Here is a 15,248-nt window from a genome sequence, read left to right as displayed (position 1 = left end):
TTCATTCCGTCATTCCTTTGACGCGCGCGGCGTAGGGTGCCAGGAGCTCGCGGATATCGTGCTCCGCCCGAGCTTCGAGCATGGCACGGCCCGCGACAGATTCGAGATGATGGTCCATCAGCTGCGATGCTTTCGGCGCATCGCCACACTCCAGCGCCGCGATGATCTCGGCGTGTTCGTCAACGCCGCAATCGGCCGAATGCGGCCGTCCATACATGGCTAGGATGAGCGAACAACGCGAGACGACCTCGGTGACGTAGCGGATCAGAAGCTGATTGCCGGTCATCCGTGCCAGCAGGAGGTGGAATTCGCCCGCGAGACGGATCGACTCCCTCTCGTCTACGCCTGAAACGCTGCGCTCCTTCTCGTTGAAGGCTTTCAGCTGCGTGATCTGCTCGGCTTTCAGTCTGCCGGCCAGAAGGCCGGTGACCGTTTGCTCCAGCCCTCGGCGGACCATAAATATATCCCGCCCTTCCTCGAGCGTCGGGTTGGCGACGAATGCGCCCTTATTCGGTTTCAAATCGACCAGTCCTTCCACCGCGAGGCGGCCGAGCGCCTCCCTTGCAATGGTGCGGCTGGTGCCGAAGGTTTCCCCGAGCGCGTCTTCCGGAAGTCTTGCGCCGGGCCTCAGCTTCTGCTCGATGATCGCCTGCCTGAGCGCCTCCTGAACGGCTTCCGTCCGTGACGCGGGCGCGGGCTTCATCGTCATGTCCTCAATGGTCGGCGGGCCTTTGCCTTTTGCGGTCGGGTCGTTGACCGACCGCGACGTTGCACCGCTCTGCGCATGCTTCATTTCACTGACCCTTCTTCATTCTTGCCCAGGCTTGGAGGATGCCTGTGGCTTCTTCCTCGAGATGCTGTTCGGACGGCATGTCGCGATCGTCGATCAGGGCACCCGAGGCGGCACGTACCTTGTCGACGTCGATCGGATGGCGCTCGGTCTTCGTGAGCTTCTCGAATGCCTTTCCGGCCTGCGCCATGGACGATGCGTAGAACAACCGCGAAATGCCTGCAACTTCCATCGTTGCTACGCACATTGCGCACGGCTCGCAGGAGGTGTACATGTCCGCGCCGGTCAGATCGACGGATTTCAGCGTCCGGCATGCATCCTTGATCGCTTCGATCTCGCCATGGGAGGTCGGGTCGAAATGAGCGAGCGAGTGGTTGAGACCTTCGCCGACGATTTTGCCATCTTTGACGACAACTGCGCCGAAGGGTTCGGTTCCCGGTTCACTCAGGGCGCGGCGCGATATGTCCACCGCCCGTTTCATGAATTCCTCGCGATAACTCATCAGGCATTTCCTCCTTGCTGTTCATGCATGCTGCGGCAAAACCCAGGCATGGCCGGGTTGCCAGGTAAGAAAAACTTCGCGACCGGGAGCGAGGTCGAGGGCATCGAGTTCGTGCTGCTGTTTCTGCACGCGGAATTCCGAGCCCTCCGCTTCGACGAAGACGGTCTGGGTGGAGCCGAAGAACTCGATGCCGATGACATTGCCCCTAATCTGATTGACGATGTCCGGGAGCGCCTTGTTTTGCAGCGCGATCCGGTCTGCTGCGATAACAAAACTTGCCGGGCCGGCGGCGGGCAGCGCCACGGCGGGCACTTCGAAACACCCCGCGCCCGTCTCGATTGCGCCGCGATCGCCGCTGCGGCTCGCGACGGTCCCGGTTAGAATATTGTTCATTCCCATGAACTCGGCAACGAAGGCATTGGCCGGCTCACGATAGACGTCCTGCGGCCGGCCCGACTGCTGGATCAGGCCGTCGCTCATCAGCACGATGCGGTCGGCGAGCGCAAAAGCCTCCGATTGCGCGTGCGTGACGTAGATGAAGGTGATGCCGAGTTCTTTGTGCAGCCGCGAAAGTTCCGTCTGCATTCTGACCCTGAGATGTGCATCGAGCGCCGAGAGCGGCTCGTCGAGCAGAAGGACCGGCGGCTGGGTTACCAGTGCACGAGCGATCGCCACGCGCTGGCGCTGGCCACCGGAAAGCTGACTGATATCGCGCTCGGCCATGGCCGAAAGCCCCATGCGATCCAGCCATTCCATAGCGCGCTTGCGCCGCTCGATCGGGCCGAGCTTCTTCATGCGCAGCGGAAACTCGACATTCTCGACGACGTTCAGGAACGGAAAAAGCGCGAGGCTCTGCCAGACCATCGGTGTCTCGCGCTGGAAGGCCGGAACCCCGTTCATCGGCCTGCCGCCGATGGAGATTTCGCCTGAGGTCGGCTCTTCGAGGCCGGCGATCAGCCGCAGTGTCGTGGACTTGCCGCAGCCGGAGGGTCCCATCAGGGCGATGAACTCGCCAGACCGGATATCGAGGTCGATGCCCCGCACGGCATGATGGCCGGGATACCGCATGTCGAGCTTTTTCAGGGATACGAAGGCATCCGTCATGGCATCATCCTTCATTATTGGCGCGGCGACCCGGACGGACACCGACGAAGCGTTGGGCGATCAGCACCAGCGTGATGCTGATGAGGAGAACGATCGTGCCGATGGCATTGATCTTGGGATTAACTTGACCCTGCAGGAGATTGAGGATGCGCACGGGCAAGGTCTCGACCGTCCCACCCACGAACCAGGCGATCAGGAATTCGTCGAACGAAACGGCGGCCGTCAGAAAGAAAGATGCGATCAGCGCCGGCTTGCAGAACGGCACGACGACGCGAAACAGCGTTACAAAGGGCGAGGCGCCGAGGTTCCAGGCCGCGGGCTCCAGATCGCGTGGAAAGTCCTGAAGCTTCAGCCGCACGATCGCCATCGAGAACGACGTGGCAATCGCCACATGGCACGCGACGATCGCCGTCGTGCTGCCGAACAGGCCGAGGCGCGACAGAAAAGCAAGCATGGCCATGCCGAGGATGCTGGCCGGCACGGCCGGCGGTATTGCGACCAGCAGGCCGAACAACGCCTTGCCGCGAAAGACGTAGCGATAATCGAGATAGGCGGCTGCGAAGCCGAGAAGCGTGGACAGCATGGCGGTCGATACGGCAACCGTCAGGCTGTTGAAAAAGGCCGACCGGATCATTCCGTCTTCTAAAGCCGCGCGATGCCATTCGAGGCTGAAGCCACCCCAGGGAATGGTCGGGAAACGGTTGTGGTCGAACGAGAAGATGATGATCACCAGCATCGGCGTGGCGATGAAAGCGAAGAACACAGCCAGGAAAACATACTGCGCGCCGCGCGATAGCAGGGTCGTGGATCTGGCCGGCATCAGCGGGCTCCTTTCCGGTTGCGCCGTTCTCGTCCGAACCAGTTGAGGGTAAGGAGAACGACAACGAGGATCGCCAGCATGCTGACGCCGATCACCGAGGCGCGCGGCCATTGCGATCCGGATTTGACGGTATCGACGATCAGGATCGAAAGGGTCGGTGGCTTGCTGCCTGTCAGAAAGACCGGGCTGATGTAATCGCCAAAGGACATGAGAAAGGCTGTCGAGGCCGCCATGAGCACGGCATTGCGGATCGCTGGCAGCAGGACATGCCAGATGACCCGGACACGGCGACATCCAAGATTGGCGGCCGCCTCGATCAGGGTCCGGTCGACACCGGAAAAGGCGAGGACGAGGATGAGAACCGCAACCGGCAGGGTCGCGGTGAGGAGGCCGATCTGCAGCGAGAACTGTCCGCCGAGCAGAGGCAGCTCGATGCCGAAAACAAGCCGAGTCAGGCTGTTGACGATGCCTCCGGGGCTGAGCACGATCTGCCAGGCATAGATGCGCAGCAGATAGCTCGAGAAAACCGGGACGACGAGCGCCGCGACCGCAAGGTCCCTGAGCCGGCGGGACAAGCGATAGGCGATCGTATAGGCGACGGGCAGCGCGACCACCAGCGTCAGCACGGCGCAAAGCGCCGATACCTCGGCCGTATAGACCAGAGCTCTCTGGAAGGGTGTGGACGAAAGCACCTTCTGCCAGTTGTCGAAGGAAAAGGCCGGCTGCAGCTTGAACGATCGCACCGTCCAGAAGGTGACGACTACAAGGAAAGCGAGCGGGGCCGCGAAGAACACGGCCTGCCAGGCGATGACGGGAACGCCCAGGATGACGGGCACCGCCGCAGGCGAACCGGCCGTGCGCCGGGCAAGGCTTGCATCCCCGCCTGACACCGCGACCACCTTCGCTTGGGTTGGATTTGAATGCATCTTGAAGCGTTCCCTTCTCCGATCAGGCGGATTTGAACTCGCTCCAGACATCGTTCCAGTCCTCAATGGACTGCTGTGTCGGAAGCTGGCGAAGGGCGATCTTCTTGGCCTTGTACTCGTCCATGACGTTCGGCCTGTTCAGTTCAAGGCGCAGAATTTCTGCTTCCTTTGGCATGGTCTTGGCGAGCAGTTCCCAGCCTTTGATCGAGGGGATCGATTTCTTGTTGTCGACCTTCGTCGCCATCTTGACCTGGCCTTCCGGCGAGGTCGTGTACTGGATGAACTTGCGCGCCAGATCCTTCTTCGGCGTGCCCTTGACGATCGACAGCGATTCCGTCCACTGCAGTCCGCCTTCGTCCGGAATGATCGTGTCGACCGGTACGCCGTTCTGACGGAGACCGAGCGTGATCCATTCGCCGATACCGGGGATGAGCTGAGCGCGGCCATTGGTGAGCGAGGAGAATATGTCGGCGATCGTGTAGAAGCCGGATGCCTGTGGCTTCAGCGAGAACAGCTTTTCCTTGAGCTTGCCGAAATGGTCCTCGGCAATGTCGAAAGGCGGGCGGTTGCCGTTCGAAAGGCTGATCGCGCCCATCGAGGTCAGGTACCAGTCGAAGAAGCCGACTTTGCCCTTTGCCTTTTCCGTCCACATCGCCGCGTAGGACTTGACCTCGTCGGCGGTAAATTCCTTGGTGTTGTAGGAAAGGCCGAGATAGCCGAAGTCGGTCATCACGCCGTAGAGCTTGCCGTCGAACCAGTGCAGCGGGAACTTCTGGAATTCCGGCCAATAGTCCTTGAACGGATAATCGTCCGGGTCCATTTCCTCGATGAAATCCGCCTCATGCAAAAGGTGCATGTATTCCGCGTCGGCCAGCACGACGTCGAACGAGCCGGGCGGCGACTGGTTGATGACGGCGAGCATCTGGTCGCCGCCGACATATTCCTTGATCTGGACTTTGACGTTGTTCTCCTTCTCGAAGTCGGCGATCAGATAGGGATCGGCATTGCCGGGCCAGGACAGGTAATTCAGGACCTGCGGATCGCTCGCACGCGCCGGCGACCAGGAGCCGCTAGCTGCGAAAGCAGCACCTGCGGCACCAGCCTTGAGGAAACCGCGGCGGCTGATGTCGCGGGACATAAATGAAAAATTGCGCATTTCTGTCTCTCCTTATTGCATGCGATAATCGCATGCAATAACAGAAGCAAGTGCCATGCCAAAATATCAAAGTGAAAAATATGCAGCGATTGGAATGGTATAAGGCTGTTAGCAGGCTGAGCGAAGATTCGGAACTTCCTAGCTCGCCTGATTATGCGGCATACTGCAATCAAAATATGCATACAATAACTGCATGCAATAAGCGTAATCCAGCTGGCAGTGTAGCGATCGGCGGTGAATGGAAGCTCGAGGCGCTAAATCAGCGGGTGAGAATAGCGGTGTCGGCGGTCCAGATCCCTCCAAGAGCAAAACCATGGAATGTCTCTCATGCGGGATAGTCCTCGACCAATGGCTTCGCCTGTCGACCTGCGGTAAGATGCGGCGGAGGGGCCATCGCTGTCAGCGGGGAGGGGCATGGAGCGCCGTCTTGCAGCAATTCTGATCGCTGACGTCGCAGGCTACAGCCGCCTGAGCCAGATCGACGAGGAAGCGACGCGCCGTAGCTTTAAGGCCGACCTGGATGATCTCATCGAGCCCAGGATCGCCGAACATCACGGCCGGCTGGTCAAGACGATGGGCGACGGCCTGCTCGTAGAGTTTCATAGCGTCGTCGACGCCTTGCAATGCGCGATCGCGATCCAGCGGGAGAAAGCCAGGCAGAACCCGGCCTCCGGCGACGCCATGACGCTGCGGTTCCGCATCGGGGTTAATCTCGGCGACATCATCGTCGAGGACGAGGATATTCACGGCGATGGGGTAAACATTGCCGATCGCATGCAGACGCTGGCCGAACCCGGCGGCATCGCCATCTCCGGCACGACCTATGATCAGGTGAAGACGAAGATCGATGCCGGTTTCGTTTCGCTTGGGCGGCAGAAAGTCAAGAGCATTGCCGAGCCGATCCGGGTCTACAGAGTCGCTTTCGATCCGGTTGCGGCCCGCCGGCTGCCGCGATTATCCAAGCGTGCACACCGCGGCGCGGTCCTGGTCATCGCACTATCTCTGCTCGCCGGCGGCGGTGTTTATCTCTGGCACCGACTGGACATCGCTGAGGCGCCGGCGTTCGTCCGCCGCTTCGCCTATCCTCTGCCAGATAAGCCTTCGGTCGCCGTCCTTCCTTTCATCAACGTCAGCGGCGATTCAGAACAGGATCATCTGGCCGAAGGGCTGACGGACGATCTGATTACCGAACTTTCCAAAGTGTCGGGGCTTTTTGTCATTGCCAGGCATTCGGTCTTTGCGTTGAAGGGCGATACGGGCAAGACTGAGGATGTGGCGGCGGAACTCGGTGTGCACTATCTGCTCGAAGGCACGCTGCAGCGGGCGGGGCTGCAGTTGCGGATCAATGTGAAACTGATCGACGCGCTGACAGGGCTCTCCATGTGGGGGGAACGCTATGACCGGCAGTATGCTGATCTCTTTGCAATTCAAGACGACGTGACCGGCAAGATCATTTCGGCGCTGAAGGTGGAGCTCAACGAAGGCGAACGCACGCAGATCGAGAAGATCCCGAGCGATAACCTCGAGGCCTACGACTATTACATGCGCGCGGAGCATGAAGGGCTGCTCTACAGCGACGTGGAGACCTATCGCCGGACGCTTTCCTATTACCAGAAGGCGATCGACCTCGATCCGAATTTTGCCGACGCGCATGCCGGGATCGCACGGGTCGCAGTCGATGTTTGGCGCAACGATTACAATTTTCTCTGGTCGGCGGCGGTGGCGCGCAAGATCGCCTATGACGCGGCGGGGCAGGCGCTGAAGCTTGACCCGAACAATGCGCGCGCTCATACCGTGCTCGCCTTGCTGCAACTGGTCGATGGGAGGGAGGCGGAAGCCCGAGAGTCGGCGAACCGGGCCGTGGCGGCTCAGCCGAACAGCGCTGAAGCCGCAGGTAACCTGGCGCTGATCCTGTCCCAAACGGGAAACTATCACGAGGCCATTGCCGAAATCGACCGGGCACTCAGGCTCGATCCGTCGCCATCGCCGAGCTTCCAGCTACTGGCGGGCATCGTTCTCTACACGGTGCGAGACAATAAGCGTGCCGTCCCCCTTATAGAAGCGGCGCGCGACGCATTGCCGAACGCCGAACCGGCGCGTGAATATCTGACGGCGGCTTATGGCTTTGATGGCGACCGGGTGCGAAGCGCGGCGGAGAAGACCAAGCTTCTGGAACTCTTTCCGGAAAGCAATCTCGCCTATTATGGGTATCTCTACGACTACTGGCGTCCAGCCGAACTGGAACATCACCTGACCGGGCTGAAGGCTGCGGGCATTCCGGCCTGGCCTTTCGGATTTGTCGGGAACGACGCCGATCAGCTCGACGAGAAGGCGCTGCGCGATCTAATCGACGGAAAGACCTGGGCCGGAAAACACAAGAATGGAACGACCTTCGTCCAATATTTTGATAAGGCAGGCAACACCGCCTACAGGAGCGCCAATACCAATATTACCGGTACGGTTGACGTGAAGGGAAACAGGCTGTGCGAGAGGTTCAGCGGCTATTTCCTGGACCGCATGGTCTGCGGGCAGGTCTATAGGAACAGGGACGCCGGACAGCTCGACGCCCAATATGTCCATGTGACCCCTCAGGCATTGATGTTCTTTTCGCCGGCGCCATAAGGTCAGTCTGCCGGCGTGTGCTGCCAGTCCTTTTGCATTTTTTCCGAAATTAACGTGTTCTGGACTTCCGACCAGTGTTTCTTGGAGTCGACGATCTTTGTCGGCTTTTTCTCGAAGCCGTCGGCGGCGCCCGGATCGTAGCTCAGGTAGAGTTTGCCATCGATGATGCGCCAGGCATTCGGATCGATATTGGTGGTCACCGTGCCGAAGGAAACGCCGTCTGCGCAATAGCCGCCATATTGCGGCGCGTATTTGCCGGGATCGGCGATGAACAGGTCACGATTCTCGGCGCTGGCGAAATGCCACTCGGCACCCAGCCAGCGATACGAATAAGCCGCGGATCCCTTTGCTGCCCTATTTTCGGTGAAATATGCCACCGGATCGTATCCCTTGATCGCGACATCACCGAAATAGCCGGTGTTGACCGGCTCCTCGGCGCAGACCGGCGCGGCAAAGGCGATTGCCAGGCCTGCAAGGATCAGTGCGACGGGTCCTGTCTGTTTGCGAGACATGTATCGGTCCTCCCTTTTCGGGTAGTGAAAGTGGTGCTATCGGCGCTTGGTGCATTCGGTAAAGAGCCAGTCGCCAACGAGATCAGCCTTCTGGCAGACCGCTCCAGCTTTCAGCAGCAGTGTGACGGTATCCCAATGGGATCGCCATCCGGCCTGGCTCAACGGCGTGTAGCCGTTACGCTCCTTAGCTTCCAGGTCGGCCTTGTGCGCCACCAGGAAGGCTACCACATCGGCTTGTCCTTCCTCTGCGGCAGCATGCAGCGGCGACATGTGATAGAAGTTCTTATCGTCATTGACTTTCGCACCTTTCGATACGAGCAGCTCGACCACGTCGAGATGTCCGCCGTAGGCGGCGGCGTGCAGCGCGGTAAGGCCGCCTTTGTTGCGGCATTCGATATCGGCGCCGTTTGCCAGCAGCAGTTCGACTATATCCTTCTGCCCGGCGAGCGCAGCAATGAGCAGGGGCGGTTCACCGGATTCGTTCGGGGCGCCGATATCGATGCCGGTCGCGATCAATTGGGCGACCCGCTCCCGATCGCCGGTCCGGGCGGCGTCATGCAGCGGCCCTGCATAGACGAGCGGCGTCCAGAGTAGAAGGCATGCTATAAATCCGCTGACGACCCTCATCGCATACCTCGTCCAACAGGACGACCTCACCGGTGCGAAAGAATAGTCAACGTATCACGAATACGTCACCATAATCAAGAAATCGCGCTAAATCGAGTTTAGGCAGTCGCAATGTAAAGATGTCGCGAGCATCTATACTCAACGTATGGTAAGAATAACTGAAATGGAGACACGCTCAAGCGCGGGCTCATTTCTGAACTACAATGGCGCTGGTCGATATTACAATGCTGAAACGGCCGCACGGAAAAATGCTGGATGTTTAGACTGATTTTGATCAACTTTCTCCGGCTCTCCGGCTCTCCGGCTCTCCGGCTCTCCGGCTCTCCGGCTCTCCGGCTCTCCGGCTCTTGGGTCCGATAAACCTGTTATCTTGGGAAATCGAGAGGACGGGCCGTCGGTTCGGTCCCGTCAAGAGCGGCCGTTCCCGTTCCCATGAAAACGCGCTCTCTTACTTCGTCTCGTGCATGCCATGTCGCTGGTCTTTCGACAGCGGCAGACGAGGAGGATGGACTAAAGTCCGCCGTCCTTTGTTGCGGCATTTTGCCGAAAACGTGAACTGGGCCGCCTTTCCCTGCGCCGCACAATGTGCGATGCCTTGATACTATGAGACTCTGGTCCCTCATCGCCCGTCTGCTCTCGATCCTTGCGATCCTGGGTTTTCTGACCGCTCCGATGGCTGTGCCGTCGGCGGCGGCGATGGCGGCTGGGGCGATGATGCAGACAATGGACATGGGGGCGATGCCGGACGACATGCCCTGTTGCCCGGATCAGAAACAGTCTCTGCCCGACTGCCAGAAGTCCTGTCCGCTCGCGACTCTCTGCATGGCCAAATGCGTGCCGGGACTTGCGCATGGGGAGTTTGCCTTGTTGCGTCTTGATCGTGGCGCCACTGTCGATCCGTACCGGGACCGGATGCGCGATCCGACGATCGGCGCGCCGCCGGACCGACCTCCAAGAGCCTGAATTCATCGTGTCCCTTTGGGACTTTGATGCCGTTTAGCTGAAAGCCGAACGGTGGATACGTGGCTTTGCGCCATAGCCATTTCGTGCATCCGCACGAAGCAACGATGAATTTTGGGAAAATCAACAATGACGCTTTTCACTTTGAAGCCCGCAGTCGCCGCGGCGCTGATCGGCCTGACTTTCGTGGGCCTTTCCCCCAACGCCTGGGCTCAAATCCGGGACTATGAATTCCAGCTCGTCAAAAACGAGATCAAGCCAGGCAATGCGGCCGAGATCGCCGTGCGCCTCGTCGATAAACGCACAGGCAAGGTGGTGCCAGACGCGGTGATCTTCACACAACGCGTCGACATGGCGCCCGACGGCATGGAGATGATGGCCGAGCCGATCGAGGCGCTGCCATCGGTCGAGCCCGGCATCTACCGTTTCAAGGCGCAGATCCCGATGGCCGGCGGCTGGCGCCTGTCGCTCGGCGCCAAGGTCCAGGGCGAGACGGACACGCTCGAAAACAAGCTCGAGTTCAAGGCTATCCCATGAGAACCGCCGGTCGCACCGGCCTCACCCTCGTCGCCATCGTGGCGGCGGGGGCTGGGGGCCTTTGGGTCGGCCAGCGTGGTATCGCGCTGCCTAACCTTGCATGGCTTCGCTCGATCGTCGGTGTTGAAAGCGTCGCGGCTGCCGCGACGGCAACGGCGGCGGGATCGGGGCCGATCATCTATTACCGCGATCCGGATGGTCGCCCCGCTTATTCGGCGGTGCCGAAGCAAACGCAGGATGGCCGGGATTTCCTGCCCGTGCACGCCAGCGAGGATCTGTCCTTTGAGGCAAATCCGGCTGTCACGCCTGCCGCTGTTGTGGCGGACGACAAGCCGGTGGCCGTGCCGGCAAAAGGCAAGATCCTCTACTACCGCAATCCGATGGGCCTGCCGGACACCTCGAAGGTGCCGAAGAAGGACTCGATGGGGATGGACTATATCCCTGTCTACGAGGGCGAGCAGCCGGACGCCTCCACCGTCAAGGTTTCGCTCGGCAAACTGCAGCGCACAGGCGTGAAGACAGCCACCGCCGAGATGGCCAGCATTAGCCGCAAGGTGGAGGTCCCAGGTACCGTCGCGCTGGACGAACGGCTCGTCAGCGTCATCTCGATGCGCACCGATTCCTTCGTCGATGACGTCGCGAACGTCACGACGGGAGACCATATCGCCAAGGGCGAGACGCTCTTCCGCTTCTATTCCAGGGAGATCGCCACCGCCGCTTCCGAATATGCCGCAGGCCTGAACGGCTCGCGTAGCAACGACGAAACCGGCTCGGCGCTGCGCTTGAAGAACCTCGGCGTTCCGCAGGAGGTGATCGACAATATTGCGCAGAAAAGACAGGTGCCGACGAGCATGGCCTATACGGCCCCGCGCGATGGTATCGTCCTCGAGCGTGCGGCTGTTGCCGGCATGATGGCAAAGTCGGGGGACACCCTGTTTCGTATCGCTGACACCTCGGACATGTGGGTGACAGCCGACGTTCCCGAATACGATCTGGCTTCCGTCAGCATAGGCGCGAAGGCCGAGGTTACCATCCGCAGCCTGCCCGGCCGGACTTTCCACGGCACTGTAGACCTCGTCTATCCCGAGGTAGACACGCAGACGCGCACGACCAAGATCCGCATCGAGCTTCCCAATCCGGACGGTGTCCTGCTTTCCAATATGTATGCGGATGTCGAGATCGAAGCAGGCGCTCCAAGCCCCGTCGTCTCGGTTCCAAACAGCGCCGTCATCGACACCGGCGACCGCCAGGTCGTGTTCCTCGACAAGGGAGACGGACGGTTCGAACCGAAGGACGTCAGGCTCGGCGTCCGCGGCGACGACAGCACGGAGATCCGGCAGGGTGTTGCCGCCGGCGACAAGGTGGTCGTCTCGGCCAACTTCCTGCTCGACGCCGAAAGCAATCTGAACTCGGCGCTCAGCGCCATGACTCCTAAGGAGGCCAAGCCATGATCTCGCGCGTCATCTCCTGGTCCGCCCACAATCTCGTCCTGATCTTCGTTGGCGCGGCACTTGCCGTGGCCGGCGGCATCTACGCGCTGCGCTCCCTGCCGCTCGATGCCATTCCCGACCTCTCCGACGTTCAGGTGATCGTCTACACGGAATATCCTGGTCAGGCCCCGCAGGTGGTCGAGGACCAGGTCACCTATCCGTTAACGACGTCGATGCTGACCGTTCCCAAGTCGAAGGTCGTGCGTGGCTTCTCCTTCTTCGGCGTCTCCTTCGTCTATGTGATCTTCGACGATGGCACCGATCCCTACTGGGCACGCAGCCGTGTACTGGAATATCTAAACGCGGCTTCGAGCCGCCTACCGCAGGGCGTCACGCCGACCCTCGGCCCCGACGCGACGGGGGTCGGCTGGGTCTACGAATATGCGCTCGTCGCCAAGGAACTTTCGCTCGCCGAGCTGCGCTCCCTGCAGGATTGGGTCGTGCGTTTCGGCGTGTCGAAGTCCGAAGGCGTCGCCGAGGTCGCCAGCGTCGGCGGCTTCGTCAAGCAGTATTCGATCGTCGTCGATCCGGCCCGGCTGAAGGCACAGGGCGTTACGCTAAACGATGTCGCCAGCGCCGTGCGTGCCAGCAACACCGACATCGGCGGACGAACGATCGAGCTGTCCGAGTTCGAGTTCGCGGTGCGCGGCCGTGGTTATCTCAAGGGTATCCCCGACATCGAGAACATCGTGCTGAAGAGCCAGAACGGTGTGCCGCTACGGCTTGCCGACGTCGCCAGGGTCGAGCTCGTGCCAGACGAACGGCGCGGCGTCACCGAACTCAATGGCGAGGGCGAAGTAGCGGGCGGTATCGTGCTCCAACGGTTCGGCGCAAACGCGCTCACCGTGATCGACAATGCCAAGACGAGTATGGAGAACGTCAAGGGCAGCCTGCCGCCAGGCACCGAGATTGTGCCGGTCTACGACCGCTCGACCCTGATCGAGGCGGCCATCGAGACCCTCAAGGGCACGCTGATGGAGGAATCCATCGTCGTCGCCCTGGTGACGATCGCCTTCCTCCTGCATGTCCGAAGTGCGCTCGTCGCTATCGTCATGCTGCCGGTCGGCATCCTGATCGCCTTCATCGCTATGCGGATGCTCGGTCTCGGCGCCAACATCATGAGCCTCGGCGGCATCGCGATTGCCATCGGTGCAATGATCGACGCGGCGATCGTCATGATCGAGAACGCCCACAAGCATCTGGAGCGCGCGCCGCCGGACAAGCCGCGCGTCGAGATCCTCGTCGAGGCGGCAAGCGAGGTCGGACCGGCGCTGTTCTTCAGCCTGCTGATCATCACCGTGTCGTTCCTGCCGATCTTCACGCTGGAATCGCAGGAGGGCCGCCTGTTTGGGCCGCTCGCCTTCACCAAGACGTTCTCGATGGCCGCCGCCGCACTGCTGTCGGTTACACTGGTACCGGCTTTGATGGTGGTCTTCGTGCGCGGGCATATCGTGCCCGAACAGAAGAATCCGGTGAACCGCATCTTGATCTGGCTCTACCGTCCGGTCATTTCCGGCGTGCTGAAGGTGAAGACGTTGACGATCGCCATCGCGGTCCTGATCCTAGCCGCGACCGTCTGGCCTGCGCAGCATATCGGCAGCGAGTTCATGCCCAATCTGGACGAGGGCACGCTGATGTACATGCCGACGACGCTACCCGGCATCTCCGTCACCAAGGCGGCGGAGCTGATGCAGACGCAGGACCGCATCATCAAGTCCTTCCCCGAGGTGCAGAGCGTCTTCGGCAAGGCCGGCCGCGCGCTGACCGCGACCGACCCTGCTCCTACCGAGATGTTCGAGACGATCATCACGCTAAAGCCGAAATCGCAATGGCGGCCAGGCGTGACCGTCGACAGCCTCAAGCAGGAGATGGATGCAGCCCTGCAATTCCCCGGCGTCTCCAACGCCTGGACGATGCCGATCCGCGCCCGCATCGACATGCTATCGACCGGGATCAGGACGCCTGTCGGGGTCAAGGTCTACGGCACCGATCTCGGCGAGATGGAGAAGATCGCCCGCCAGATCGAGACCGTGCTGAAGACGATCCCCGGAACCTCGAGTGCCTATGCCGAGCGCGTGATCGGCGGCTACTATCTCGACATCGTTCCCGATCGAACGGCGCTTGGTCGCTACGGGCTGACGATCAAGGATGTCCAGGATGTGATCGGCATGGCGCTTGGCTCCGAGGTCGTGACCTCGACGGTCGAAGGCCGGGAACGCTATGGGGTTGCGGTCCGCTATCCGAGAGCCTCCCGCAGCGATCCGCAGGCCATCGCCCGCGATGTGCAGATATCGCTTCCCGGCGGCGGAACGGTGCCTCTCGGCGAAGTGGCCGATGTCAAGCTCACGCGCGGAGCGACGACCATCCGTACCGAGAACGGCCAGCTCGCCGTCTACATCTATGTCGACATCGCCAATCGCGATCTCGGCGGCTACGTCGCCGAAGCCCAGCAGGCGGTCGCCAAAAGCGTGCAGATGCCGCCCGGCTATTCCGTCGCCTGGAGCGGCCAGTTCGAATATCTGCAACGGGCCGAGGCGCGGCTTGCCGTCGTCGTTCCCCTGACGCTGGCGCTGATCTTCCTGCTGCTCTACCTGAACTTCAAGTCGCTGACGGAAACGATGATCGTCATGCTGTCGCTGCCCTTCGCGCTGGTCGGCGGGATCTGGCTGATGTGGTGGATGGGCTTCAACGCCTCGGTCGCGGTCGCCGTCGGCTTCATCGCCCTTGCCGGCGTTGCGGCTGAAACCGGGGTGATCATGCTGATCTATCTCGACCACGCGATGAAAGAACAACGCGAGGCCTGCAGGAAGGAAGGCCGTTCCTTCTCGAAGTTCGATCTCAACCGGGCCATCATGGTCGGCGCGGTCGAGCGCGTCCGGCCGAAGATGATGACTGTCGTTGCCATCATGGCCGGTCTGGTGCCGATCCTGTGGCGGACCGGGACCGGCTCGGAGATCATGCAGCGCATCGCCGTGCCGATGATCGGCGGCATGATATCCTCGACGCTGCTGACGCTGATCGTCATCCCGGCCGTCTACGGCCTCGTCAAGGGATGGAGGCTGCCGGCGGCATCCGCGGAGAGCGGGTTCATCGAGGACGACGAGCGCAGCCTCGAGGCGGCCGAATGAAAGGAGGATACGATCATGAATGATATGATGGGCAGCGGCATGATGTGGGGCATGGGCCTCGCGGGCCTGCTCGG

The 15,248-nt window shown here is 61.0% G+C and carries 13 protein-coding genes; 5 read left to right on the top strand and 8 right to left on the bottom strand.

Features of this window, described 5'->3' with window-relative positions; all coding sequences use genetic code 11:
- Position 1 precedes the first annotated feature (1 nt).
- From ACPYOP_RS01715 to ACPYOP_RS01690, 6 genes are all read right to left on the bottom strand, one after another.
- Entirely contained in the window at positions 2 to 709 is a 708-nt protein-coding gene (locus ACPYOP_RS01715) for a GntR family transcriptional regulator (protein ID WP_481408855.1), read from the bottom strand.
- Positions 710 to 794: 85 nt separating this feature from the next.
- The gene (locus ACPYOP_RS01710; protein WP_481408662.1) at positions 795 to 1,292 is read right to left on the bottom strand and encodes a nucleoside deaminase; all 498 of its coding nucleotides are present in this window, start codon (positions 1,290 to 1,292) and stop codon (positions 795 to 797) included.
- A 21-nt stretch (positions 1,293 to 1,313) separates the two neighbouring features.
- Positions 1,314 to 2,396 (bottom strand): ABC transporter ATP-binding protein, encoded by a 1,083-nt coding sequence (locus ACPYOP_RS01705; RefSeq protein WP_481408661.1) that lies wholly within the window; start codon positions 2,394 to 2,396, stop codon positions 1,314 to 1,316.
- 4 nt (positions 2,397 to 2,400) lie between these two features.
- Positions 2,401 to 3,216: an ABC transporter permease gene (locus tag ACPYOP_RS01700; RefSeq protein WP_481408660.1), complete on the bottom strand. Its 816-nt coding sequence runs from the start codon at positions 3,214 to 3,216 to the stop codon at positions 2,401 to 2,403.
- The gene (locus ACPYOP_RS01695) at positions 3,216 to 4,142 is read right to left on the bottom strand and encodes an ABC transporter permease (RefSeq protein ID WP_481408659.1); all 927 of its coding nucleotides are present in this window, start codon (positions 4,140 to 4,142) and stop codon (positions 3,216 to 3,218) included. The genes ACPYOP_RS01700 and ACPYOP_RS01695 overlap by 1 nt, the downstream gene beginning before the upstream one ends.
- 22 nt (positions 4,143 to 4,164) lie before the next feature.
- Complete coding sequence (locus tag ACPYOP_RS01690) at positions 4,165 to 5,298, bottom strand: ABC transporter substrate-binding protein (protein ID WP_481408658.1); 1,134 nt, start codon at positions 5,296 to 5,298, stop codon at positions 4,165 to 4,167.
- 414 nt (positions 5,299 to 5,712) lie between these two features.
- On the opposite strand from ACPYOP_RS01690, the gene ACPYOP_RS01685 reads away from it, so the two are divergent.
- On the top strand, positions 5,713 to 7,920 hold the full coding sequence (locus tag ACPYOP_RS01685; protein WP_481408657.1) for an adenylate/guanylate cyclase domain-containing protein: 2,208 nt from the start codon (positions 5,713 to 5,715) through the stop codon (positions 7,918 to 7,920).
- A gap of 2 nt (positions 7,921 to 7,922) precedes the next feature.
- Here ACPYOP_RS01685 and ACPYOP_RS01680 read toward each other — a convergent pair whose 3' ends face one another.
- Positions 7,923 to 8,432 (bottom strand): YHS domain-containing (seleno)protein, encoded by a 510-nt coding sequence (locus tag ACPYOP_RS01680; protein ID WP_481408656.1) that lies wholly within the window; start codon positions 8,430 to 8,432, stop codon positions 7,923 to 7,925.
- 36 nt (positions 8,433 to 8,468) lie between these two features.
- Positions 8,469 to 9,059: an ankyrin repeat domain-containing protein gene (locus ACPYOP_RS01675; protein WP_481408655.1), complete on the bottom strand. Its 591-nt coding sequence runs from the start codon at positions 9,057 to 9,059 to the stop codon at positions 8,469 to 8,471.
- Positions 9,060 to 9,662: 603 nt separating this feature from the next.
- Here ACPYOP_RS01675 and ACPYOP_RS01670 point away from each other — a divergent pair.
- The 4 genes from ACPYOP_RS01670 to ACPYOP_RS01655 all read left to right on the top strand — a co-directional run bounded on the left by ACPYOP_RS01670 (position 9,663) and on the right by ACPYOP_RS01655 (position 15,174).
- Positions 9,663 to 10,022 (top strand): hypothetical protein, encoded by a 360-nt coding sequence (locus ACPYOP_RS01670; protein WP_481408654.1) that lies wholly within the window; start codon positions 9,663 to 9,665, stop codon positions 10,020 to 10,022.
- Between the two features lie 126 nt (positions 10,023 to 10,148).
- On the top strand, positions 10,149 to 10,556 hold the full coding sequence (locus tag ACPYOP_RS01665; RefSeq protein WP_481408653.1) for a FixH family protein: 408 nt from the start codon (positions 10,149 to 10,151) through the stop codon (positions 10,554 to 10,556).
- Positions 10,553 to 12,007 carry an efflux RND transporter periplasmic adaptor subunit gene (locus ACPYOP_RS01660; RefSeq protein ID WP_481408652.1) on the top strand — a complete coding sequence of 485 codons (1,455 nt, stop codon included), beginning with the start codon at positions 10,553 to 10,555 and terminating at the stop codon, positions 12,005 to 12,007. Before ACPYOP_RS01665 ends, ACPYOP_RS01660 begins: the two co-directional genes overlap by 4 nt.
- On the top strand, positions 12,004 to 15,174 hold the full coding sequence (locus ACPYOP_RS01655; protein WP_481408651.1) for an efflux RND transporter permease subunit: 3,171 nt from the start codon (positions 12,004 to 12,006) through the stop codon (positions 15,172 to 15,174). Before ACPYOP_RS01660 ends, ACPYOP_RS01655 begins: the two co-directional genes overlap by 4 nt.
- The last annotated feature ends 74 nt before the right edge of the window (positions 15,175 to 15,248 follow it).

The organism is Rhizobium sp. KNZ2-6A (assembly GCF_056755475.1).
The sequence above is the reverse complement of the archived record's forward strand: the minus strand, read 5'-3'. Positions and strand labels throughout refer to the sequence as shown.

Bases quoted from the DNA above. Each gene is read 5' to 3' on its own strand.
- ACPYOP_RS01685 (WP_481408657.1), top strand. From the start codon at position 5,713: ATGGAGCGCCGTCTTGCAGCAATTCTGATCGCTGACGTCGCAGGCTAC.
- ACPYOP_RS01705 (WP_481408661.1), bottom strand. From the start codon at position 2,396: ATGACGGATGCCTTCGTATCCCTGAAAAAGCTCGACATGCGGTATCCC.
- ACPYOP_RS01695 (WP_481408659.1), bottom strand. From the start codon at position 4,142: ATGCATTCAAATCCAACCCAAGCGAAGGTGGTCGCGGTGTCAGGCGGG.
- ACPYOP_RS01690 (WP_481408658.1), bottom strand. From the start codon at position 5,298: ATGCGCAATTTTTCATTTATGTCCCGCGACATCAGCCGCCGCGGTTTC.
- ACPYOP_RS01710 (WP_481408662.1), bottom strand. From the start codon at position 1,292: ATGAGTTATCGCGAGGAATTCATGAAACGGGCGGTGGACATATCGCGC.
- ACPYOP_RS01680 (WP_481408656.1), bottom strand. From the start codon at position 8,432: ATGTCTCGCAAACAGACAGGACCCGTCGCACTGATCCTTGCAGGCCTG.
- ACPYOP_RS01655 (WP_481408651.1), top strand. From the start codon at position 12,004: ATGATCTCGCGCGTCATCTCCTGGTCCGCCCACAATCTCGTCCTGATC.
- ACPYOP_RS01700 (WP_481408660.1), bottom strand. From the start codon at position 3,216: ATGCCGGCCAGATCCACGACCCTGCTATCGCGCGGCGCGCAGTATGTT.
- ACPYOP_RS01675 (WP_481408655.1), bottom strand. From the start codon at position 9,059: ATGAGGGTCGTCAGCGGATTTATAGCATGCCTTCTACTCTGGACGCCG.
- ACPYOP_RS01670 (WP_481408654.1), top strand. From the start codon at position 9,663: ATGAGACTCTGGTCCCTCATCGCCCGTCTGCTCTCGATCCTTGCGATC.
- ACPYOP_RS01660 (WP_481408652.1), top strand. From the start codon at position 10,553: ATGAGAACCGCCGGTCGCACCGGCCTCACCCTCGTCGCCATCGTGGCG.
- ACPYOP_RS01665 (WP_481408653.1), top strand. From the start codon at position 10,149: ATGACGCTTTTCACTTTGAAGCCCGCAGTCGCCGCGGCGCTGATCGGC.
- ACPYOP_RS01715 (WP_481408855.1), bottom strand. From the start codon at position 709: ATGACGATGAAGCCCGCGCCCGCGTCACGGACGGAAGCCGTTCAGGAG.